This window comes from Streptomyces sp. NPDC018693 (assembly GCF_044391385.1).
In the GTDB taxonomy this organism is placed as follows: domain Bacteria; phylum Actinomycetota; class Actinomycetes; order Streptomycetales; family Streptomycetaceae; genus Streptomyces.
Window position 1 is genome coordinate 12,091 of record NZ_JBIRZZ010000008.1, and the last position, 20,827, is coordinate 32,917.

Here is a 20,827-nt window from a genome sequence, read left to right on the forward strand (position 1 = left end):
CCGGTCGGCCCACTCGTTCTGGGGGACGTGCAGTCACAGGATGTCGCCCAGCGCCCCGCCCCCGGTTCAGGACCCGGTTCCGTCGCCGACCGGGTCGTCGATGTCGAGCAGGCCGAGGCCGCGCTCGTCGAGCACTATCCGCGTCTTGTCCGGCTCGCCTATCTGGTGCTGCCGTCCGGCCTCGGCCGTAGCCGGCGGGTCCTGACCGCGCACGCCCTGGCCCAGTGCGCCCTGCCGCGCGGCCGGGCCTCCGCGCCGGTCATCCCGGCCCAGTCGACCGGCCGCGACGGCGACCCCGGGTACGCCTTCGTCCGCCTCCGGGTGGTGCGTACGGCGCTGGAGGCCGGACTGCCGCTGAGGCGCGCGGCGTGGCCGAAGCGGGCGCAGCTGCCGCCGCCACTGCCCCAGGTGTGGGGGCTCAGACTGTTCCCGCGCTCCGGCGGAGCCGACGAACTCGCCCTGGAGCAGCAGCTGTCCGCGCTGTCCGGTCCGGCGCGGGCGGCGTACGTGCTGCGCGGCCTGGAGAAGCTCCCGGACGGCGAGGTGCGGGAGGTGCTCACCGAGTGCGGCGTCGAGGACGTGGCCGCGGCGCTCGCCGAGGCCGACGCGGTGGCCGCGCGGTACGCGCTGCTGGAGTCCCCCGAGTTCGACCCCTGCTCGCTGCAGGCCCGGCCCACCGATCTGATGCGCCGCCGCCGGTACACCAGGGCCGCCCTCGCCGCGGCGGCAGCGCTCGCGGTGTGCGGGGCGCTGGTCGCGCTGCCCGGGGACGGCTGGGACCGCGACGGCGCGGCCGCCCCGCCCTACGCGAAGAACCCGGCCGCCGAGGCCGCGCTCGACCCCGGCCGGCTGGTGAAGGTCTCCCCCGCCGCGTGGCGGACCTCGGCGCGCACCGACTTCTCCGTCTGGCCCGCGCGCGGTGAACTGACCGGCGACAAGGCCCTGTTGCGGCGGGCGCTCGCCGTCTGGGCGCGCCCCGGGGAGCGGGTGCGGGTCTCCGCGACCACCGACACCCCGTCGGGCGGCCCGGCCGGACCGCCCCAGCTGCTGTACGCGGGGACCGTGGACCGGGCGCGGGTGGTGATCTTCTACGACGGGCTGCGCATCGCCCGTTACGCCGAGCCGAAGGACGGCACGGCCGGGGCGGCCATGGACTTCGCGCGGGTCGACGGCGCGACCGGCGCCGGGGCGAGCGCGATGGTGCTGGAGCGGACCGACGGCAACGTCCGCTATCTCACCGCCCCGTGGGTGACCAGGGCCACCGAGCGGGACCTGTCCAAGCCCGGCGCCGGGGAGATGGCCCTGACCCTCACCGACGGGATCACCTCACCGCTGGCGAGCCCGGCCACCCGGGCCGGCGCCTGCACGACGTGGAACGTGCTGCAGGTGACCGACGCCTCCGGCTCCCATCTGCTGAGCGACCTCGGTGAGCTGGTGCCGGCGCTGCTCACCGCGGGCCGGCCGGCCTCGCCGAAGGACGCGACGGGCGCGGACGCGCTGCGTACCTGGGCGCCGTTCGCCTGCTCGCTGGGGACGGTGCGCGGGCAGGGTGTGCGCAGCGTGAACGCCTGGGAGTACGCGCGTCAGCCGCTGCCCGACCGGAGCGGCACGGGCAGGTGGGTGTGCACGCGGGCGGAGACCTGGCGGGGCGACGGCAGCAGGGTGCAGGCCCAGTTCCAGACGCCGGGCGGGCTGTTCGGGGCGGTGGCGGCGCAGGCCGGGGACGTCCCGGCGTGCGGCCCGCGCGATCCGCATGTGCTGGCCGGGGTGCTGTGGAAGTCGAAGGGCGGGGGCTGGTACCTCCTCGCGGCGGGCGACAGGAGCACGGAGTCGATCCGGACGACCGGCGGGGTGAAGGGCTCCGGTCGGGGCCCTGTGCTGGCGGTGCCGACGAAGCAGGGGGTGCAGGCCGGGCTGGAGGGCACCCTGAAGGGCGGGAAGGCGATCAGCGGCCTGAGGTGAGCGACTGGTGCTGGATATGCGAGCATCTCCGCTCGGTAAGGTGTTCGCATGACAACCGGGGTTCGCCGCAGAATGGGTGTGGAGGAGCGTCGGCAGCAGCTGATCGGCGTCGCCCTCGAACTGTTCGCCCGCCGTTCCCCGGACGAGGTCTCCATCGACGAGATAGCCGCGGCCGCGGGGATCTCGCGGCCGCTGGTCTACCACTACTTCCCCGGCAAAGTGAGCCTGTACGAGGCCGCGTTGAAGCGAGCGGCTCAGGATCTGGCGAGCCGGTTCGTGGAGCCGCACGAGGGCCCGCTCGGGGCGCGGCTGCTGCGGGTGGTGCGGCGCTACTTCGACTTCGTCGACGACCACGGCCCCGGTTTCTCGGCGCTGATGCGCGGCGGTCCGGCGGTCGGCTCGTCGGCCACCAACGCACTCGTCGACTCCGTACGGCAGACGGCGTACGACCAGATCCTGGCGCACCTGGGGATCACCGAGCCGCCGGCCCGGCTGGAGCTGCTCGTACGGTCGTGGATCTCGCTCGCCGAGTCGACCGCGCTGATCTGGCTGGACGGGCGGCGCATCCCCCGCGAGGAGCTGGAGCTGCAGCTGGTGCACGACTTCGCCGCGCTGACGGCGGTGAGCGCCGCGTACGACGAGGAGCTGCGGGCGCTGCTGCGGCCCGTACTGCTCGACGAGCCGGGCGACGGCCCCTTCGGGGACCTGGTCACCCGGCTCGTCTCGCTGGTGTCCTAGATCTCGGCCTTGCGGTAGGACGGGTCCAGGTCGCGCACCTCGGCCGACAGGTGGAGCGTGACCCCGTCCATCGGCTCGACGTACTTGCGGAGCAGCTCCAGCGTGGCTTCGGTGAGCTTCGCCTTGGTCTCGTCGGTCCGTCCCGCGAGCAGGGCGATCGTGACGTGCACGATGGAGTGCCGATCGCCCGTTTCCGACCCCACCGCCTCGTCCTCGGTCCGCAGGACCCGCGTCTTGCACGCCTCGATCCGCGCGGCCGCCGTCTCGACGACCACCGGGTGCAGGGCGAGCGCGAACTCCTCCCAGGGGACGTGATCGAGCCCTGCGGACCGTTCGACAGTGATCTGCGGCATCAGCACTCCTGTTCTACGACGACGGGGGTCACCCTAGTTCCCGGCCCGGGTGAACACCGCCACCGTCCGTGCCGGGACGGTGAACGTGCCCGTGCCGGCCGTGTAGGCGGAGGTCTTCACCACCGGGTCCGCGCCCGCCGCCTGCACCGGGTGCAGTCCGTAGGCCGAGCCGGCGAGGGCGGCGACCGTCTGCCGCTGGGTGTCCGGGGTCGCGTTGAAGACGATGACCAGGTCGCCGAGGCGCATGGTGATCACACCGGGTGTCTCGTCGGTGCCGGACAGCGGGAAGGACAGCGTCGACTGGACCTGCTCGGCGGTGTCGAGGGAGAAGACCTTCTGCGTCGTACGGATCCTCAGCAGGTCCCGGTATGCCGCCGATGCTCCGCCTATCTGCTCACAGCCCACGCTCACCCTGCTCAACAGCGGCTTGGCGTAGGGCCACTTGGAGGCGTTGTCGGCCGCCGGAGGCAGTCCGCGTCCGAAGCCGTTGCCGTCGGCGCAGTTCCAGTGGATGGCGTTGAACCAGTCGCCGCTGTCGTAGGAGTTGCGGTCCAGGGACTTGGAGCGCAGCAGGTCGGTGCCGGCCTGGGAGAGGGACGGGCCCTGCGAGAGGGTGGCCGTGGCCATGGCGAGGACCTGCATCCGGGCCCGGTCGGCCGCGCTCGTCGACGCGGGCAGCTTGTAGGCGAGGGCGTCGAACAGGGACTCGTTGTCGTGCGCGTCGGCGTAGGCGAGGGCGTCGCCCGGGGCGGCCGCGTAGCCGGCCGGTGCGCCGTTGTAGTCGACGTCGGAGCCCTTGACCTCCTTGCCGCTGGTGTCGGTGAAGCGGTAGCTCGCCAGGTTGCCGGACAAGCCGACCTTGATCAGGTCCTGGTAGTGCAGCAGGCGGGCCTTCTGCTCGGCCGGAGTGCCGTTGTTCGTGGACGAGTTGGGCTCCAGGTACAGCCCGGACGCGAAGCCCTGGACCCCGGGGTCGTCGTCGAAGGGGCCGCCGCCGCGCACCGCGTCACGGGCGCGGTCGGAGAAGGTGGCGATGCCCGTGCCGGCCATGTTCCGCTGGGTGGCCTGCTCGAAGCGGGCGTCGTCGGCGACCTCGCCGAAGTTCCAGCCCTCGCCGTAGAGGATGATCTTCTTTCCGTCGACGCCGTCCTTCTGGAGGGTGAGCGCGTCGAGGGCCTTGCGGACGGCCAGGATGTTGGCCTTCGGGTGGTGGCCCATGAGGTCGAAGCGGAAGCCGTCGACCTTGTACTCCTTCGCCCAGGTGACGACGGAGTCCACGACCAGCTTGCCCATCATGGCGTTCTCGGTGGCGGTGTTGGCGCAGCAGGTGCTGTTCGCGACCGAGCCGTCGGCGAGGAGGCGCTGGTAGTAGCCGGGGACGATCCGGTCCAGGACGCTCGTCTCGGCCTGGCCGCTCGCCGCCGTGTGGTTGTAGACGACGTCCATCACGACCCGCAGGCCGTCCTCGTTGAGCGCCTTGACCATCCTGCGGAACTCGACCGTGCGGGCCGTGCCGTCCGGGTCGGTGGCGTAGGAGCCCTCGGGGACCGTGTAGTGGTACGGGTCGTAGCCCCAGTTGTAGGCGTCCTTCGCGGCGATCTCCGCCACGCACGCCTGCTGCCGGTCGGAGTCGGCCGGGAGGGAGGCCAGGTCGCAGTCGGTGGTGGCCTGGTCGGCCTTCCTCTCGGGGATGGTCGCGATGTCGAACGCGGGGAGGAGGTGGACGTGGGACGTGCCAGCCCCGGCCAGGTCACGCAGGTGCTTCGAGCCGTCGCTGTCCTTGTCGGTGAAGGCGAGGTAGGTGCCGCGATGGCTGGTGGTGGCGTCCGCGACCGAGAAGTCACGGATGTGCAGCTCCTGGATCTGGGCGTCCTTCAGGGGTACGGCCTTCGGCTTGGCGTACGTCGACCATCCGCTCGGGGCGAGGGCCCTGTCGGCGAGGTCGACGATCAGGCTGCGCTCGGAGTCGGCGGTGAGGGCGACCGAGTAGGGGTCGGTGACCTTGTTGGTGACGATCGCGCGGACGCTGGGCGCCCACACCTTCACGACGTACCGGTAGGGCTTGTTCTTCCAGGACCTGGAGCCGGTGACGGACCAGACGCCGGTGGTGTCGTTCCGCTTCATGGCGACCGTCCTGCCGTCGAGTTCGAGGGCGACGCTCTGTGCCGTCGGGGCCCAGACGGCCAGCGTCGGCCGGCCGTTCTCGAAGGTCGGGCCGAGCTTCGCCGCCGTGGCGTCGTACAGGTCGTCGAGGACGCCGGCGATCTGGACGCCGGTGGCGGCCGGCACCGCGCCGTTCGCCGCCCGCTGGGAGGCGACCAGCTGGCCGCGCAGGGCCTCGCGGACCCGGTCGCGGTCGCGCGGGTCGACGGACCAGGCGGTGTGGTCCTTCAGGTGCGGGAACCTCGCCTTCTGGGCGTCGGTGAGCGTGGTCTTCGACAGCCGCAGCCACTTCTCGTCGCTGCTGGTCAGCGCGCCGTTCTCGACGGTGATCGAGCCGGTGCGGGAGGAGAGCAGCTGGGTGGAGGCGGCCGCGTCGGAGCCGTTCCAGACGAGCGTGTTCCGGTCGATCCAGACCGCCTTTGAGGTGGTCAGGTCGAGCGCGGCCGCGCTGCCGGCGGGCTGGGGCAGCAGGTACTTCTCCTGGCCGCTCAACAGCCACACCTCGTGCCCGTTGGTGCGAAGGTCCAGCGACTGGTCGGCCGGCAGGTCCTTCTCGTCGCCCTTGTGGACGATGTAGCTGAGGCTGGTGGCACCCTCGGTGAGGGGCACCTCGAAAACCGCGCCATAGGCATCAGTCTTCACCGGCTTCAGTGGGTTCGACCACTCGGTGGGCTGGGCGGCGCCCGTCCAGGTGTGCAGGCCCCAGCCGTCGTAGTTCCCGTCGGCGCGGTGGTAGTGCAGGACCGCCTTGGCCCTGTCCTGGGCGGGGTAGTCGGGCCGCTCGGTCAGCATGTCGGCCTTGCCCTGCTCGACCCACACCTCACCCGTCCGGGTGACGTCGATGGTGCGGTCGGCGGAGACGTCCTTGTTGCCGTCCTTGTCGATGACCAGGAAGCCGACGTTCGAGGCGCCCGGCTTCAGCTTGACGTAGGCGAAGGCGCCGTAGGCGTCCCGGCCGATGAAGGGGTGGCTGTCGGGCCAGTCGGTCGCCTCGCCGTCGGCGAGGTCGCCCCAGGCGTACAGGCCCCAGTCCGTGTAGTCGCCGTCCGCGCGCTTGTAGTGGACGATCGCGTGGTCGCGGGACGAGGCGGTGGGGATCTCCTCGGCGGGCGGGGTGCCGGTGGACGAGGTGGCGGTGGCGCTCGCGGTGCGGCCCGCCGAGTCTATGACGACCGCCTTGTAGCGCAGGGCCGTACCGGCCGGTACGGCCCTGCCGATGACCTGGGTGACCTTGTACGGGGCGTGGTCGGCGGAGCCGAGGACCTGCCACTTGCCGGTGCCGACCTGGGCGGCGAAGACGACGCGGTTGAGCTGCCCGCCTCCCCCACTCTCGGCTTCGCTCGAGCGGGAGGTGCCCCCAACGTCGGCGGCCAGCTCCACGGTGCCGGTGACGCCGGAGGCCGGGGCCCTGAGCGTGATCGCCGGCTTGGCGGCGGGGGTCGCGAGCTTGCCGGCGGCCTTGTGGACGACGGCGGAACCCGCCGGGACGGTGACGGTGAGCTTCTTGTCGGCGTCGGACTTCAGGTGCTGGTCGGTTCCGTAGACGGGGTCGAAGCCCATGTCCGCAGAGCCGGTCGCGAAGGTCGCCGTCCTCGCCTCCGCCGCGTTGTTGAAGGCGACGACGTACTCCACGCCGGTCCTCGCGTCCGTGCGGGAGAAGGCGTAGACCCCGGGCCCGTCGGCCGCGTACCGCTCGGTCTGGACACCGTCCGTGAGGGCGGGGTGCGCCTTGCGGAGCTTGGCGAGGGCGGCGATCTGCCGGTAGAGCGGGGCGCCGGTGTCGTAGGCGTCGCTCGCGTGGGTGCGGTCGGTGCCGAGCTGGTCGTCGTCGAGGTAGTCGGCGGTGCGGGAGGCGAAGAGGGGCTGGCGGGCGTCCTTGTCGCCGCCGTTGCCGGTGAAGCCCTGCTCGTCGCCGTAGTAGACGACCGGGTTGCCACGGCTGAGGAACATCAGCTCGTTGGCGAGGCGGTCCTTCCTCAGCAGTTCGGCGTCGGAGGCGTTCGGGTTGTCCTGCTTCAGGAACGTGCCGATGCGGCCCATGTCGTGGTTGCCGAGGAAGGTGACCTGCCCGTAGGCGTTGGCCTTGTCGGTCGTGTACTTGTAGTCGTCACCGAAGACGGCCGCGAGCTTCTGGGCGCTGCCGCCCTGGGAGGCGTACTGGCGGGCCGCTTCCTGGAAGGGGAAGTCGAGCGTGGCGTCGAGGCGGCCCTGGGTGACGTACGGGGACGTGATGTCCGTGTCGGCGGAGTAGACCTCGCCGAACATGAAGAAGTCGTCCCGGCCCTTCTTCGCCGCGTAGGCGTCGAGGGCGGTGGCCCACTGGGTCCAGAACTCCATGTTGACGTGCTTGACCGTGTCGATGCGGAAGCCGTCGACGTCGAAGTCCTTCACCCAGCGCTGGTAGATCCTCTCCATGCCCTTGACGACCTCGGGACGCTCCGTCCACAGGTCGTCCAGGCCGGAGAAGTCGCCGTACGTGGTCGACTCGCCGGCGTACGTCGAGTCGCCCCGGTTGTGGTACATCGTCGGGTCGTTGAGCCAGGCCGGGACCTTGTTGGTGCCGGCGGCCCTCGGGGTGCGCGGGAAGGAGTCGGCGTCGACCGCGGGGAACTTCCGCGTCCCGTCCGCGTAGTCGGTGTCGTCGAAGGGCCTGCCGTCCTTGGTCAGGTACGGGAAGGCGCCCTTGGAGAGGTAGTCGTAGGACTTCTCCTCGTAGTCGACGACGTCGGCGGTGTGGTTGGTGATGACGTCGAAGTAGACCTTCATGCCCTTGGCGTGTGCCTTGGAGATGAGGGTCTTGAGGTCCTTGTTGGTGCCGAAGTGCGGGTCGACCTGGGTGAAGTCGGTGATCCAGTAGCCGTGGTAGCCGGCGGAGGCGTCGGCGCCGGTGCCCTGGACGGGCTGGTTCTTGAAGAGGGGGGCCATCCAGAGGGCGGTGGTGCCCAGGCCCTTGATGTAGTCGAGGTTCTGGATCAGGCCCTTGAGGTCGCCGCCCTGGTAGAAGCCCTTGTCGGTGGGGTCGTAGCCGGTGGTGAGGCGGGAGCCGGTGAGGCCGCCGCGGTCGTTGGACGGGTCGCCGTTGGCGAAGCGGTCCGGGAGGACGAAGTAGAACTGCTCCCGGGTGGCATCGTGGCGGGCGGGCTCGGCGGCGAGCCTGGCGTCCGAGGGCGGCGGGGGCGGGGTGTCCGCGTGCGCGGCCAGTGGCTGCACAAGGGCGGTCGCCAGGGCGGCGGCGGTGACTGCCGCGACTCGTCTGACCTGCGGTATTCGGCGCTTCGCGGGCGCCGTCCAGCTCGGTGTCACAGGCGTGAACTCCTTGCGATGTGCGGCTCGATCGGGGCCCTGAGGGCCCCCACGGGTCCGACCCCGCGCGACCGTATCGCCAACGAAAGGCTTACAGCAAGACTTTTGAAACCGGCAGCAAGAACTTTCAACAAACGTCTTGCCGTTGCGCCCCTGGCGTGAGCACCGGGCACGGCGAAGGAGTCCCGCCGGTCCACTCAGTTCCGACCGCACACCGGCAGTGACTGCTCGACGCTCAGCTCCTGCAGTTCCCTCAGCTGGGCGTCCAGTGCCTCAGGTTCGACAAGATGGCGTAGCACCGCCTGGTGGAAGGCGTCCCTCAGCGGGCGGGGCATCACGTCGGAGGCGTCCCAGCAGCGGGTCTGCCTCCGCTCGCCGCGCAGGATCTCGCCGATCTCCTGTCGCGTCCCCTCCTGGTCGCCCTCCGGTACCGCCTCCTTGTTCGCCGTGTGGTCGGGCAGGGCGGCGCCGGGGTCGGCCAGATAGCGGATCAGCTGCCGTGCTTCCTCGGTCGGGTTCAACAGGGCCGCGAGGTCCCCGGAGACCTCCCAGGCCCCGGCGTCCGGGCCGATGTCGGGGATGACCTCCGCGGAGTGGACGTAGCCACCGCCGGCCTGCTGCCAGTGACCGGCGCGGAAGGAGCCCTGGTGTTCCAGCCGCCCTGGCCCGCAGTCCTCTGCGAAACCGGTCGTCAGCGACTGCTCGGCGCCGCGTTCGCCCGCGCCGGCCAGCTCGCCGAACGTCGTCCATGCCGTGCGCACGACGGCGTCCGTCCAGTCCAGCCGGCCGTTCGCCCAGTCCTCGTACTTCCGCGGTCCGGCCTGCTGAAGCAGGATGTCCTCCACCCAGTCGGTGCCCGGCCAGCCGGAGGTCGCGCCGGACTCCATGCCCAGGCACCAGCGGTCCGGGGCGCCCGCCGACTCCACGGTGGGCCTCTCGCCCGCGTACCACACCATGCTCTTCAGGCCGGTCTTGACCGGCAGCCAGTACGTGTGGCGGCCCTGGTCGGGGACCGTCACCTCGGGAGCCCAGATCGTGTCGTAGTGCGTGGCGTCGAACAGGCCGTCCAGCGGGTGCAGCCGACCCGCGAGGGCGTACGCCAGCAGCTCGCCCGGGCCGGGCAGCACCGCCACGTCCGGCGGGCTCCCGGCCGCCATGTCGGCGGCCAGCACCTGACTGAGCGCGGAGCTGCCCTGGTAGACGACATCGATCCGGTACTTCTCCTCGAACGGCTCGATGACGTCCGTCTCGAACTGCTCGCGCTCCGTGCCGCTCCAGTTGGCGAGCAGCGTCACCGAGCCCCTCTCCTGCGCCCAGCGCACCCCGGTGAACACGCCGGCGCCGAGCAGGAACAGGCAGACGCAGAGGATGCCGAGCGTGCGGGGTCCTGGTCGTTTCATCGCGGCACCCTCAACCGGTATTCGGCGATGCGCGGCCACAGCCCCCACACCGTCAGCGCCATCACCACGGCCCCTCCCAACAGCACCCAGGGGGACAACGACGTCCAGAAACCGGCGTCCGCCAGCGCGTCCTGCACCCGGTCGGCGGCCTGGGGAATCAGGTCCGGGTTCTCCTCCGGCTCGCGGATCTCGTCGACGGAGTCACTCATCGCGCGCTGCGCCGTCAGCGTGTTCCAGCCCAGAACCGGTGTGCCGAGCGCGCACACCGCCGCGGCGGCGAGCAGCTGCGGCTGCACGGGACGCCGGAAACGGCGCCGCAGAAACCGCTGGGTGTCCAGCAGTGCCAGGCACAGCGCGAGACACAGCACCGCGACCGCGCTCCATCCGAGCCACAGCTGCCAGGGGAACGTCGCCTGCCGCTCCGCCTCGGCGAACTGCTTGCCGCGCAGGGCGTCGAGGCGGCTCATGACGTCCCCGTCGGTTCCGGGTGCGGACTGCAGGCCGAGCACCTGTTCCGCGTAGTACAGGTAGGCGGCGCTCAGCGCCCGGTGCTCCTCCTGGCCCCAGCGCTCCACCCAGCCCGAGTAGACGGCGATCAGCCCGGTGATGGTCTGCAGGTCGTGGCGGCCCTCGACGCCGATGATGTTCTCCGAGGCGGCCAGGGCGAGGCTCTGGTGGGCGACCGAGATCTGGGTGTGGAACTCACCGCTCGTATCGCCCTCCGGTCCGCTGTCGCGGACCACCTCGTGCGCCTTGCGCAGCGCGTTCTGCGCGGTGTCGACGGCGAGGATGCCTGGAGTGCTGGACGTCGACAGCGGCACGGTGTCGTCGTGCACGCCCCGGTACGCGAAGAACAGTACGAGGGTGGCGGCGGCCCCCAGCGCCAGCAGCAGCCGCAGTCTCAGGGTCAGTTCGCGGCCGGTGGTGCTCATGCCCCTCCCTCGAAGCGGTGCCGGCAGGCGGGGCAGAACCGGGCGGTGGCCGGTGCCGTGCCGGAGCAGTTCGGGCAGCGCACGGTGGCCTTGCCTGGCCCGGCGTCGCCCGCGGCTCCGCCGGTGCCGTTTCTCGGGCCGTACGTGGTGTGGCTGCTCGCGGTGATCAGATGTTCGAAGTCGACGGCCGCCACGTCGGGACGCAGCCTGGCCCGCCCGGCGGCGGCGTCGTCGATCTCCACCAGCCGGGCCAGCCGGGCGAGTTGCTGCTTCGCGCCCATGGCGTGGGCGAGCCGCACGGCCCAGCCGAGGTGCCGCTCCGCCTGGTCGCGTTCACCGCGGCGGTGCGCGTCGGTCGCGGCGGCGACGGCCTCGCCGAGCCGCTGGTGCTGCTCGAAGTGCTCGACCTGGGCGTCGGTCTGTGCGGACAGGGCGGGGTTGTCGGTCCAGTGCACCAAGCAGGGTTGCGGCAACGGCAGCCGCACGCCCCTGCCGCCCGGCACATCGACGGCCACCACGGCGAGCTGGATGTCCTCGCGGCTCGGGTGCCCGGCCGGGTCGGCGGACAGGCACAGCTGGTAGCGGCGGGTCTCGTCGCCCCACGCCCTGGTGACGAACCGCTGGGTGTCTCCCTCAGGGGTCAGCTCGGCCTCGGTCGGGAAGACCTGCTTGAGGTAGCGCACCCCTGCTCCCGCCGTCGGGGTCACCGAGATCCCCAGCTCGGGCACGGTCTTGGTGAGCAGACGGTCCATCAGCTTCTCGTACTCCGCGGGCAGGGCCGACTCCTCGCGCACCGAGGAGGCGCTGCCGTGCAGCCGGCGGGTGATACGCAGCAGCTCCCGGCCGTCCCAGCCGTCGCCGATACCCCAGGCGTCGCACACGAAACGGCCGGCGCAGGTCTCCAGCACCTCCGCCAGCGGCATCCGCTCGTCGTGCTGGTTCTTGCCGTCGGTGAGCAGCAGGACATGTCCGATGGGCGCGTCCTGCTCCGCCAGCAGCCGGCGGGACAGATCGAGCCAGGCGCCGATGCAGGTGCCTCCGCCCGCGACCAGCCGGTGCACGGCCCGCAGCGCCGCCGCCCGGCTGCCGGCGGAGGCCCGTGCCATGCCCGGGGTGTCCGGATACACCATGGCCGCCGTCTCGTTGCCCCGGACCACCGCGAACGGGGTGCCGTCGGGCAGCATCCGGATCGCCGCCGCGGCCGCCTGCTGTGCGGCGTGCATCTTCTCCGGCGGCCAGGTCATCGAGCTGGAGCAGTCTACGGCCAGGACCTGCGCGAGCACCGGCCCGGAGCCGCCGCCCTCCGTGCCCTCCACCTGGATGCTGAGGACGGCGTGCATCTGCGGGTCTCTCGCCTCGACGGACAGGTACTTCCACTGGCTGATCTCCAGCCCGACGGTGACCTGTCCGGCCGCCTCGTCCGTCCTGGGCGTTGTCGTCTTCACGGTGTCCGTGCTCCTCGCCCTCGTCGTCGGTGCCCTTGTCGTCGGTGCCCTCGTCGTCAGTGCCGTCGCTCCGTCACCCGGCACGCCGCAGTCCGCGCAGCAGTTTCCGCAGCCCTGGCGGTTCGGGGAGCACGGCGTACGCCCGGTCCAGCAGGTCGCCGCGTTCGCCGACGCTGCCCGCCTGGTCCGCGAGCCGCTTCAGCGAGCCGGACAGCACGGCGGCCAGCGCCTGAGGGGTGTCCGCCGGCCCGAGCAGTTCACCGGCGGGGAAGCCGCTCCCCCACCCGCCGGGCGGGCGGCAGGCCAGCGCCTGCTCCCGCACCTCGGTGAACAGCCGGTCTTCGGAACCGCTGCCGTCCAGCTGCAGCCCCGCCAGCCGCCGGACGGCCTCACCCAGCTCGTCACCGCCGGGTCCCGATCCGTCGGGCAGCCGTCCCACCAGCACCCGGATCGCGGCGATCCGCGCGGCGTCGTAGTGCCGTGACGTCGTCGGCACCTCGTCCAGCACGGCGACCGCCCGGTCCCGCTCGCCCCCGTGCAGATGGATGCGGGCCAGACCGAAGGCGGCGCTGCCCTGGGTGGGATCGCGGCGCCGGACGGCCTCGTAGTACTGCGCGGCCTGCCGCTCAAGGGCGCGCACCCTGGCGGGCCGTGCCGTCTCCTGCGGTTGCCGGGCCAGGTACTCCATGCAGTATCCGAGTGCCAGTTTCGGCGCGGACTCGCCCGGCAGCGCGTCGTAGGTGGCCTTGAACCGGTCCTTCGCCTCCTCCACCTCGCCGCGGATCAGATGGACCAGGCCCTGGTGCCAGAAGATCCGCCAGTCGTGGTCGCCGCTCCGTTCCTTGGCCGTCTCCACCCACTCGTCGGCCTGTTCCGCCTTCCCGGCGTCCACATAGGCGCGGCACAGCCACAGCGCTGCCTCCGCGGTGCGCAGCTTCGGGTCCTGTCGCGCGCGCTCGGCGATACGGTCCGGGGTGTCGGCGGCGAGCCCGCCGAGCAGCGGGGTGGCGTCGTCGCCGGCGTCGGGGATCGGAACGGGCAGGGCCAGGGCCGTCTGGTGGGGGTCCGGGGCCCCGAAGGGCAGCTGCGGCGCCCCGGTTCCGGAGCGGTGCGTCCAGTGCCGCAGCTCCGGGACCGTGCCGAGTTCGCCGCCGAAGACCGAAGCGGTCGGCTCGAAACGGGTGGACCGCTCCGGGTACGGCTCGTGCCCGCTGAGCGCCTGATGCTCGCGCAGCACCTCCCACAGCTGACGGGACATCTCGGCCGCCGAGTCGAACCGGGCGGCCACCTCCTCGTGGGTGGCGCGGCGGATCAGCGCGTCGAAGGAACGGGCGGCGAGCCCTTCGGGCTTCGTGGCGCCCTCGGCGAGGAGCTTCAGGGTCCGGCCCACGGTGAACAGATCGCTGTCGATGTGGAAGCCGCGCTCCTCGAACTCCTCCCTGCCGGGCCCGAACCCGGGTGTGGAGGTGAGTTCGGAGGACCGGTCGCCGATCGGGCGGACGGCCCCGAGGTCGATGACCTTGATCCGGCGCCCGAAGTGCATGACGTTCTCGGGCTTCAGATCGCAGTACAGCAGGCCCTGGTCGTGCAGGTACTCCAGAGCGCCGAGGATCATGCAGCCGTAGGTGATCACATGCCCGAACTCGAGGGGCCCGCCTAACAGCCGCGCCAGTTCCTCGTCCGGGGCGAATCGGATCCAGTGGAGCGAGCGGCCGCCGACGTACTCCATCACGGTGTAGCCGGTGGGCTCGGAGTCCCCGGGCGCCTGGTGCTCCACATACGTGATGATGCGGACGATGTCCGGGTGGTGAAGGGTGGTGAGCGAGCGGCGCTCCTCCACGGCCGCCCGCCGGGCCGCCTTGTCACCGGTGTTGATCAGCCCCTTGAGGGCGACGTGGAGATCCGGCACACGGGTGTCCTCGGCCAGGTAGATCCAGCCCTGGCCGCCCAACCCGAGGTAGCCGAGCACCTTGTAGTGGCCGCCGACCACGTCGCCGGGGTGCAGTTTGGGCCGGAACGAGTACTCCGTACCGCACTCCGGGCAGAACCCGTGGTCGGGGGCCGGACCGCCGTCGTACGACTTGCCGATGGTGCCGGTGCAGTCGTCCTCACCGCAGCGCCGCCCGCCGGTGGGCGGCCGGGCGGTGGTGTCGGCTGCTTCCGAGGGATCCGGGGAGGGGAGATGAGGCAGGACCAGCAGGCCGTCGCGGTCGAGTTCGCCGGGAGTCGTGGCGGAGGTGCGAGGTGGGTGCCCGATCTGCTCCGGCTGCTCGGCTTCCGGTTCCCCCGGTGTGCGCGCGGGCGGGGCCTCGATGGCGGCGGGGCGCCGGCCGCAGGTGCTGCAGAAGCCGGTCACCATGATGTGGCCGCCCCGGCACGCGGGTCTGACGCACGCCGTGGCGGTCATGACGACGCACCCCCGCGGGGACCGCGCAGCTGCCCGTCGCGGCTTCCGGGCTCGCGCGTACGGCCGTCGACCTCGCGCGTGTAGGCGTCCACCGCCGTCTCGGCCGCCCGCACGTCGCAGGGCCTGGCCTGGAGCAGTGCGTGCGCCCGGAGGTAGAGAGCGTCCACTGCCGGGTCCTCCTCGCCTTGGGTGGCGTGCTGGTGCAGGACGTGGTAACTGCGCAGCCGGCCGCCCAGTTCGTCGCGCCGGTCGCGGAGCCGGTCGAGGCGATCGATGTGCCTCGCCAGCCGGGCGGCGACCCGTTCGGCCAGCCGCTCGTAGCGGGACAGGTCCGGCCCCGGACCGGGGGCGTCCGCCGAGCGGGTGAGGTCGGCGAGGGCGGCATGGGCGGCGACCAGATCCGAGTCGACGGGCCCGATGCCGTCGGGCACCACGGCGGCCCGGCGCTCGGACAGGGCCGCGGTGAGCGGCCCGGTGATCTCCTTCAGCTGCTCGACGAGCCGCCCGCGGCGCTCCCGCGCGGGCCGGACCAGCAACTGGTCACGGGCCCTGCGGCAGAGCGCGTCGTCCCTGCGGAAGACCAGCAGCAGCCGGCTGCCCCCGGTGCGCAGCACCTCCAGCAGATCGAGCAGGGCGGGCGGGTCCACGGCCTGGTCGACGTCGACGACGACCAGGCTGAGGGCGCCCTTGGCGGCCCGGATCCGATCGGTCGCGCAGTCCGCGGGGTACGGCCGCAGCCCCATGCGCTCGGCGATCCGCTCGGCGATCTCGGCGCAGGTGAGCCCTTCGGCGTCCACCGCCAGATCGTGGCCCCCGACCGAGGGGACGGTGCCCGGGGGATCGAGGGAGGCCCGCTGGACGGACGCGGGGGTGCGTAACTCCCGGTCGGCGAGGGTGATGGCGCGGCGCAGGGTGACGGCCCGGGCGCGGTCACCGGGCCGGACGACGCTGATCTTCACCTGCTGCCCGTCGTCCCGCAGCCAGGCGGCGAGACGCTGGGCGAACGGTTCGTCGAGCAGGGGCTCGCAGGCGTCGTCGTCGGTGGATCTGAGTCGGTCGTCGACGGCGGTACGGCCCACCAGGAACGGGCGGACCTGGGGCAGGTGCCGGACGATGGTCTCGGCCGGCGTCATGAAGGAGAAGAGGTTCCCGTGCCTGTCCTTCTGCCCGGACAGCACCATGCCGAAGACCTCACCGGTCCGGCTGTCGGCGACGCCGGCACCGCTGCATCCGGGGCTGGCCAGCTCACCGGGGCTGGGCGGGGCGAGCTGCACCTGCCCGTCGCGTCCACAGCCGCCGATGACCGTGGCCCGGAACCGGATGCCGCCGTCGTGGTCCAGGGGGAAGCCGTACATCCACACCTCGCGGTTGGAGGCGGACAGGCGATGGAGGCGTACCGACTCCTCGGCGGGCCTGGGCCGCTCCAGTGTCAGCAGGGCCACGTCCCCGCTGGGATCGCGGTCGGCGTCCAGAGTCCTCGGCACATAGGCGTCCACCCACGCGGCCACCGAGGGCACGCTGTGATCGGCGGCCCCGACGAACTCCGCGGTGATCCGTCCGGCGGCCTCGTCCACCACGTGAGCGCAGGTGAGCACCCGGTCGGGTGCCAGCAGAATGCCCGCCCCCACGATGGCCCCGTTCGCTCCGCGGATACGCACCGCCCAGCTCGGCGTCTCCGTCAACGAGGCGGCCTGGACTCCCCCGCCAGCAGCCATGCTTGAAACTATACGGGCGCATGCTCCGGTCGCATACTGGCGCGACGGGGGTTCAACGGGACTTCTGGGGAGGCGGGTTGCCCGGAGGCGTCAGCAGGCCCTCTTCCCGGTGTGGATGGCCAGCGCCGTGTTGGATCCCAGCGTCGCCGTGAACTGCCCCGAGTTGTTCACCGTCACGGTGGTGTTGCTCTGGATGTCGCAGTAGGTGCCCGCGGGCAGGGACGTCTGGTACGTACGGGTCAGGGACCAGGACTCGTGGTTGATGGCCACGTAGCCCTTGGCACCCCGGCCGAAGGCGATGGCGTCGTTGCCGTTGTCCCACCAGTGGGTGACGGCCTCGCCCCGCGTCGCGTTGCGGAAGGCGACCATGCGGATGATCTCGGGCCACTTGTGCTGGCACTTCCAGCCGTTCTGCCAGCAGGCGTCGACGGTGCCGCCGTTCGGCGGGCCCGCGTCGATGTCCGACCACTCGTAGGCGGAGTTGATGTCGGGGGCGCCGTAGGGCCAGGCGAGCATGAAGACATTGGCCAGGGTGTAGTCGGCGCCGTCCTTGTAGTTGAGGGTGGAGCCGTTGCGTTCGGTGTCGTGGTTGTCGACGAAGACGCCGGCGACACCGCTGTTCATGTAGCCCCAGCCCTCGCCGTAGTTCTTGAGGTAGGCGAGGTTCTCGTGGTGGAAGACGCGCTTGAGGTCGTAGGCGTAGCGGAACTCCTGGACGTCGCCGTTGCCGGTGTACTCGGTGGGCTGGACGGCCTCTCCCGCGCCGTGGATGACCTCCTGCTTCCAGTACGCCGACGGGTTCGTCAGGCGGCTCTTGATGTTCGCCAGGTCCGCCGCGGGCATGTGCTTCGCCGCGTCGATGCGGAAGCCGTCCACGCCGAGGGAGAGCAGGTCGTTCATGTACGCCGCGATCGCGCCCCGGACGTAGTCCTCGCCCGTGTCGAGGTCGGCGAGGCCCACCAGTTCGCAGTGCTGGACGTTCCAGCGGTCCGCGTAGTTGGTGATCTCGCTCCGGCAGTCGTCGAAGTCGTACGAGGAGTACAGGCCCGGGTAGTCGTACTTCGTGTACGAGGAGCCGCCCGTCCCCGTGCCGTTGCCCGCCGCCATGTGGTTGATGACGGTGTCGACGACGACCTTCACCCCCGCCGCGTGGCAGGTGTCCACCATCGACCGGAACGCCGTACGGTCACCGAGCCGCCCCGCGATCCGGTAGCTGACCGGCTGGTACGACGTCCACCACTGCGCCCCCTGTATGTGCTCGGCGGGCGGCGACACCTGGACATATCCGTAACCGGCGGGGCCGAGGGTGCTGGTGCACTCCTTCGCCACCGAGGCGTAGCTCCACTCGAACATCACCGCGGTGACGTCCCTCGTGCCGGGCGGGGACGCCTGGGCGGAGGTGGGCGCCGCGACCGCCGCGGCCGCGGCGAGTGCGAGCGCGCCCGCGAGGGTTCTGCTGCTTGCCATGTGGGGCTCCTTCTCCGTTGAAGGTTCTTGCTGAAAACTTTCCGCAAACTTGCGGTGGCGGAGATGTTAAAGGCCCGCCGCCTCGAAAGGCAGCGGGCCGGCGTGAAGTTGTTGAAAGAAGTTACAGACGGGCCGTCAGGCGGTCGTCCACCACGCCGTGGTGTCCGCCGGCAGCTTGGCCTCGCCGTCCGTCTCCGCGACCTCGCCGCTGGCGAGGAGGAGACGGCCGTAGGCCGGGACGCGGACCGATTCGTCGGTGGTGTTGGCGACGCAGACGAACTCGCCGCGGCGGAAGGCGAGGACGCCCTCGGGGGCCTTCAGCCACTCGACACGGTCGCCGGTGCCCAGGTCGGGCTGGGCGCGGCGGGCGGAGAGCGCCGCGCGGTACAGCTCCAGGGTGGACCCGGCCCGGCCGGTCTGCGCCTCGACGCTCAGCTCGGCCCATTCCGCCGGCTGGGGCAGCCAGCTGCCGCCCGCGCCGAAGCCGTACGACGATCCCGTACGGGTCCACGGGATCGGCACCCGGCAGCCGTCGCGGAAGCCGTCCTGGCCGGCGCCCCGGAAGTACGCGGGGTCCTGACGCACCTCGTCGGGGAGGTCGACGACATCGGGGAGGCCGAGTTCCTCGCCCTGGTAGATGTACGCCGAGCCGGGCAGCGCCAGCATCAGCAGCGTCGCCGCCCTGGCCCGGCGCAGGCCCAGTTCGCGGTCTCCGGCGGTGCGGATCTGGGTGCCGAGGCCGGGCGGGTTGGCGAAGCGGGTGGCGTGGCGGGTGACGTCGTGGTTGGAGAGGACCCAGGTCGCCGGGGCGCCCACCGGGCGCATGGCGTCCAGGGTGCGGTCGATGACGACGCGCAGTTCCTGGGCGTCCCAGTCCGTGGACAGGTACTGGAAGTTGAACGCCTGGTGGAGTTCGTCGGGGCGGACGTAGTTCGCGGTGCGCTCGACGGTCGGCGTCCATGCCTCGGCGACGAAGATGCGCCCGCCCGTCTCCCACCACCGCCCTTCTGACGAAGGCCCTTCGGGCCCCTTTTTATCCGCGTACTCGTCGAGGACGAGCCGCCACTCGCGGTAGATCTCGTGCACGCCGTCCTGGTCGAAGAACGGCATGACATCGTTGCCCAGCAGCTTGAGTTGGTCGTGGGCGCCGAGGTCGGGCAGCCCCTCCGCCTTGACCAGGCCGTGGGCGACGTCGATGCGGAAGCCGTCGACGCCGATGTCCAGCCAGAAGCGGAGGATCGAGCGGAACTCGTCGCCGACGGCGGGGTGTTCCCAGTTGAAGTCGGGCTGCTCCGGTGCGAAGAGGTGCAGGTACCACTCGCCGGGGGTACCGTCGGGTTCCGTCACCCGGGTCCAGGCGGGGCCGCCGAAGATGGACTCCCAGTCGTTGGGCGGGAGTTCGCCGTTCTTGCCCTTGCCGGGGCGGAAGTGGTAGCGGTCGCGCAGCGGGGAGCCGGGGCCCTCCGCCACCGCGCGCTTGAACCACTCGTGCTGGTCGGAGGAGTGGTTGGGGACGAGGTCGACGATGACGCGCAGGCCCAGCTCGTGGGCGTCGCGGATCAGCGCGTCGGCGTCGAGCAGGGTGCCGAACATGGGGTCGACCGCGCGGTAGTCGGCGACGTCGTAGCCGGCGTCGGCCTGCGGGGAGGCGTAGAAGGGGCTGAGCCACACGGCGTCCACGCCGAGGTCACGCAGGTAGGGGAGGCGGGAGCGGACGCCTTCCAGGTCGCCCATGCCGTCGCCGTTGCTGTCGGCGAAGCTGCGCGGATACACCTGGTAGATCACCGCGTCCCGCCACCAGTCGCGGCGCTTGGCGACGGTGGCGACGGCGGAGTTCGGTGCCGGGTCGGTGGCGGCGGTGTGCTGCTGGCTCATGGTGTCCTTGAGGAATAACGGAGTCATCGGTTCGGGTCTGGGTCGGCGGCTGGTGAGGGTGACGAGGCGGCCGCGGTGTCAGCGGGGTCGGATGGGCACCGCGGCCGCCTACCCGCGCGGTCAGGCGCGCGGGAGCCTTTTTCACCTGCGGGTGGGCGTCAGCCCTTCGTGCCGCCCGCGGTGAGGCCGGTCACCAGGTTCTTCTGCACAAGGTAGAAGAACGCGGAGACGGGTATCGCGATCAGCACCGCGGTGGCGGCCATCAGGTTGCGCTGGGCGTCGTGTTCGCTGACGAAGCTCTGCAGGCCGACGGCGAAGGTGTACTTGGTGTCGTCGAGCATGAACGTCGAGGCGAAGGCGACCTCGCCGAAGGCGGTGATGAAGTTGTAGAAGGCGGCGACCGCCAGACCGGGCCGGGCGAGCGGCAGGATCAGCCGGACGAACGTCCCGAACGGCGACAGTCCGTCGACCCGGCCGGCCTCGTCGATCTCGAACGGGATGGTGTCGAAGTAGCCCTTGAGCAGCCAGGCGCTGTAGGGCACGGCGGTCGAGCAGTAGACCAGGATCAGACCGAGGTAGCTGTCGATGAGCTGGAACTCCGACAGGATCTGGTACATCGGCACGATCAGCACGGCGATCGGGAACATCTGGGTGACCAGCAGCACCCACATCAGCTTCTTGTAGCCGGGGAAGCGCATGCGGGAGACCGCGTAGCCGGTGGTGGCGGCGACGAAGACGCCGACGACCGTGGTGCCGAGCGAGACGATCAGCGAACTCTTCATCCAGTCGAAGAAGTTCGTGTGCTGCAGGACGAACGAGTAGTTGTCGAACGTCATCTTCTCCCAGATGCCGCCCGGGTGCAGATAGTCGTCCTTGTCGGGGCCCAGGGAGAGGAAGACCAGCCAGGCGACCGGGAAGAGCGCGATGAGGCTCGCGACGATCAGCACGCCGTGGGAGGCGACGGAGGCCAGCGGGCTGCGCTCGCCGCGGCCGCGGACCTTGCGGGGTGCCTCCGCGTGCTGGGTCACCGGGGCGGAGGTCTCGACTGTGGTGGTGCTCATGGGAAC

At 71.5% G+C, this 20,827-nt stretch carries 12 protein-coding genes; 2 read left to right on the top strand and 10 right to left on the bottom strand.

The features are described 5' to 3' along the window. Positions 1 to 27 precede the first annotated feature (27 nt). Together ACH5AC_RS21515 and ACH5AC_RS21520 are read left to right on the top strand one after the other, a co-directional pair. Positions 28 to 1,962 carry a hypothetical protein gene (locus ACH5AC_RS21515; protein ID WP_398863588.1) on the top strand — a complete coding sequence of 645 codons (1,935 nt, stop codon included), beginning with the start codon at positions 28 to 30 and terminating at the stop codon, positions 1,960 to 1,962. A 48-nt stretch (positions 1,963 to 2,010) separates the two neighbouring features. Further along, positions 2,011 to 2,700 carry a TetR/AcrR family transcriptional regulator gene (locus tag ACH5AC_RS21520; protein WP_398863589.1) on the top strand — a complete coding sequence of 230 codons (690 nt, stop codon included), beginning with the start codon at positions 2,011 to 2,013 and terminating at the stop codon, positions 2,698 to 2,700. Here ACH5AC_RS21520 and ACH5AC_RS21525 read toward each other — a convergent pair. The 10 genes from ACH5AC_RS21525 to ACH5AC_RS21570 all read right to left on the bottom strand — a co-directional run bounded on the left by ACH5AC_RS21525 (position 2,697) and on the right by ACH5AC_RS21570 (position 20,821). Continuing rightward, positions 2,697 to 3,053 (bottom strand): 5-carboxymethyl-2-hydroxymuconate Delta-isomerase, encoded by a 357-nt coding sequence (locus ACH5AC_RS21525; protein ID WP_398863590.1) that lies wholly within the window; start codon positions 3,051 to 3,053, stop codon positions 2,697 to 2,699. The genes ACH5AC_RS21520 and ACH5AC_RS21525 overlap by 4 nt on opposite strands. A 33-nt stretch (positions 3,054 to 3,086) precedes the next feature. Further along, on the bottom strand, positions 3,087 to 8,519 hold the full coding sequence (gene pulA / locus ACH5AC_RS21530; protein ID WP_398863591.1) for a pullulanase-type alpha-1,6-glucosidase: 5,433 nt from the start codon (positions 8,517 to 8,519) through the stop codon (positions 3,087 to 3,089). Between the two features lie 197 nt (positions 8,520 to 8,716). After that, a complete protein-coding gene (locus ACH5AC_RS21535; RefSeq protein WP_398863592.1) occupies positions 8,717 to 9,919 on the bottom strand; it encodes an extracellular solute-binding protein in 1,203 nt (400 codons plus the stop codon). Beyond that, positions 9,916 to 10,851, bottom strand: coding sequence for a hypothetical protein (locus ACH5AC_RS21540; RefSeq protein ID WP_398863593.1), 936 nt, complete (start codon positions 10,849 to 10,851; stop codon positions 9,916 to 9,918). Before ACH5AC_RS21540 ends, ACH5AC_RS21535 begins: the two co-directional genes overlap by 4 nt. Continuing rightward, positions 10,848 to 12,296, bottom strand: coding sequence for a VWA domain-containing protein (locus ACH5AC_RS21545; protein ID WP_398863594.1), 1,449 nt, complete (start codon positions 12,294 to 12,296; stop codon positions 10,848 to 10,850). The genes ACH5AC_RS21540 and ACH5AC_RS21545 overlap by 4 nt, the downstream gene beginning before the upstream one ends. 73 nt (positions 12,297 to 12,369) lie before the next feature. Continuing rightward, a complete protein-coding gene (locus tag ACH5AC_RS21550) occupies positions 12,370 to 14,703 on the bottom strand; it encodes a tetratricopeptide repeat protein (protein ID WP_398863595.1) in 2,334 nt (777 codons plus the stop codon). Next, a complete protein-coding gene (locus ACH5AC_RS21555) occupies positions 14,700 to 16,418 on the bottom strand; it encodes a trypsin-like serine peptidase (protein WP_398863596.1) in 1,719 nt (572 codons plus the stop codon). Before ACH5AC_RS21555 ends, ACH5AC_RS21550 begins: the two co-directional genes overlap by 4 nt. A gap of 90 nt (positions 16,419 to 16,508) precedes the next feature. Continuing rightward, on the bottom strand, positions 16,509 to 17,885 hold the full coding sequence (locus tag ACH5AC_RS21560; RefSeq protein ID WP_398863597.1) for an alpha-amylase family protein: 1,377 nt from the start codon (positions 17,883 to 17,885) through the stop codon (positions 16,509 to 16,511). A gap of 135 nt (positions 17,886 to 18,020) precedes the next feature. Then, a complete protein-coding gene (locus tag ACH5AC_RS21565) occupies positions 18,021 to 19,760 on the bottom strand; it encodes a glycoside hydrolase family 13 protein (RefSeq protein ID WP_398863899.1) in 1,740 nt (579 codons plus the stop codon). Positions 19,761 to 19,918: 158 nt separating this feature from the next. Then, a complete protein-coding gene (locus tag ACH5AC_RS21570) occupies positions 19,919 to 20,821 on the bottom strand; it encodes a sugar ABC transporter permease (RefSeq protein ID WP_398863598.1) in 903 nt (300 codons plus the stop codon). Positions 20,822 to 20,827: the final 6 nt, after the last annotated feature.

Coding starts and splice junctions, on each gene's coding strand:
- ACH5AC_RS21520 (WP_398863589.1), top strand. CDS start 2,011: ATGACAACCGGGGTTCGCCGCAGAATGGGTGTGGAGGAGCGTCGGCAG.
- ACH5AC_RS21525 (WP_398863590.1), bottom strand. CDS start 3,053: ATGCCGCAGATCACTGTCGAACGGTCCGCAGGGCTCGATCACGTCCCC.
- ACH5AC_RS21535 (WP_398863592.1), bottom strand. CDS start 9,919: ATGAAACGACCAGGACCCCGCACGCTCGGCATCCTCTGCGTCTGCCTG.
- ACH5AC_RS21540 (WP_398863593.1), bottom strand. CDS start 10,851: ATGAGCACCACCGGCCGCGAACTGACCCTGAGACTGCGGCTGCTGCTG.
- ACH5AC_RS21550 (WP_398863595.1), bottom strand. CDS start 14,703: ATGACCGCCACGGCGTGCGTCAGACCCGCGTGCCGGGGCGGCCACATC.
- ACH5AC_RS21555 (WP_398863596.1), bottom strand. CDS start 16,418: ATGGCTGCTGGCGGGGGAGTCCAGGCCGCCTCGTTGACGGAGACGCCG.
- ACH5AC_RS21560 (WP_398863597.1), bottom strand. CDS start 17,885: ATGGCAAGCAGCAGAACCCTCGCGGGCGCGCTCGCACTCGCCGCGGCC.
- ACH5AC_RS21565 (WP_398863899.1), bottom strand. CDS start 19,760: ATGAGCCAGCAGCACACCGCCGCCACCGACCCGGCACCGAACTCCGCC.
- ACH5AC_RS21570 (WP_398863598.1), bottom strand. CDS start 20,821: ATGAGCACCACCACAGTCGAGACCTCCGCCCCGGTGACCCAGCACGCG.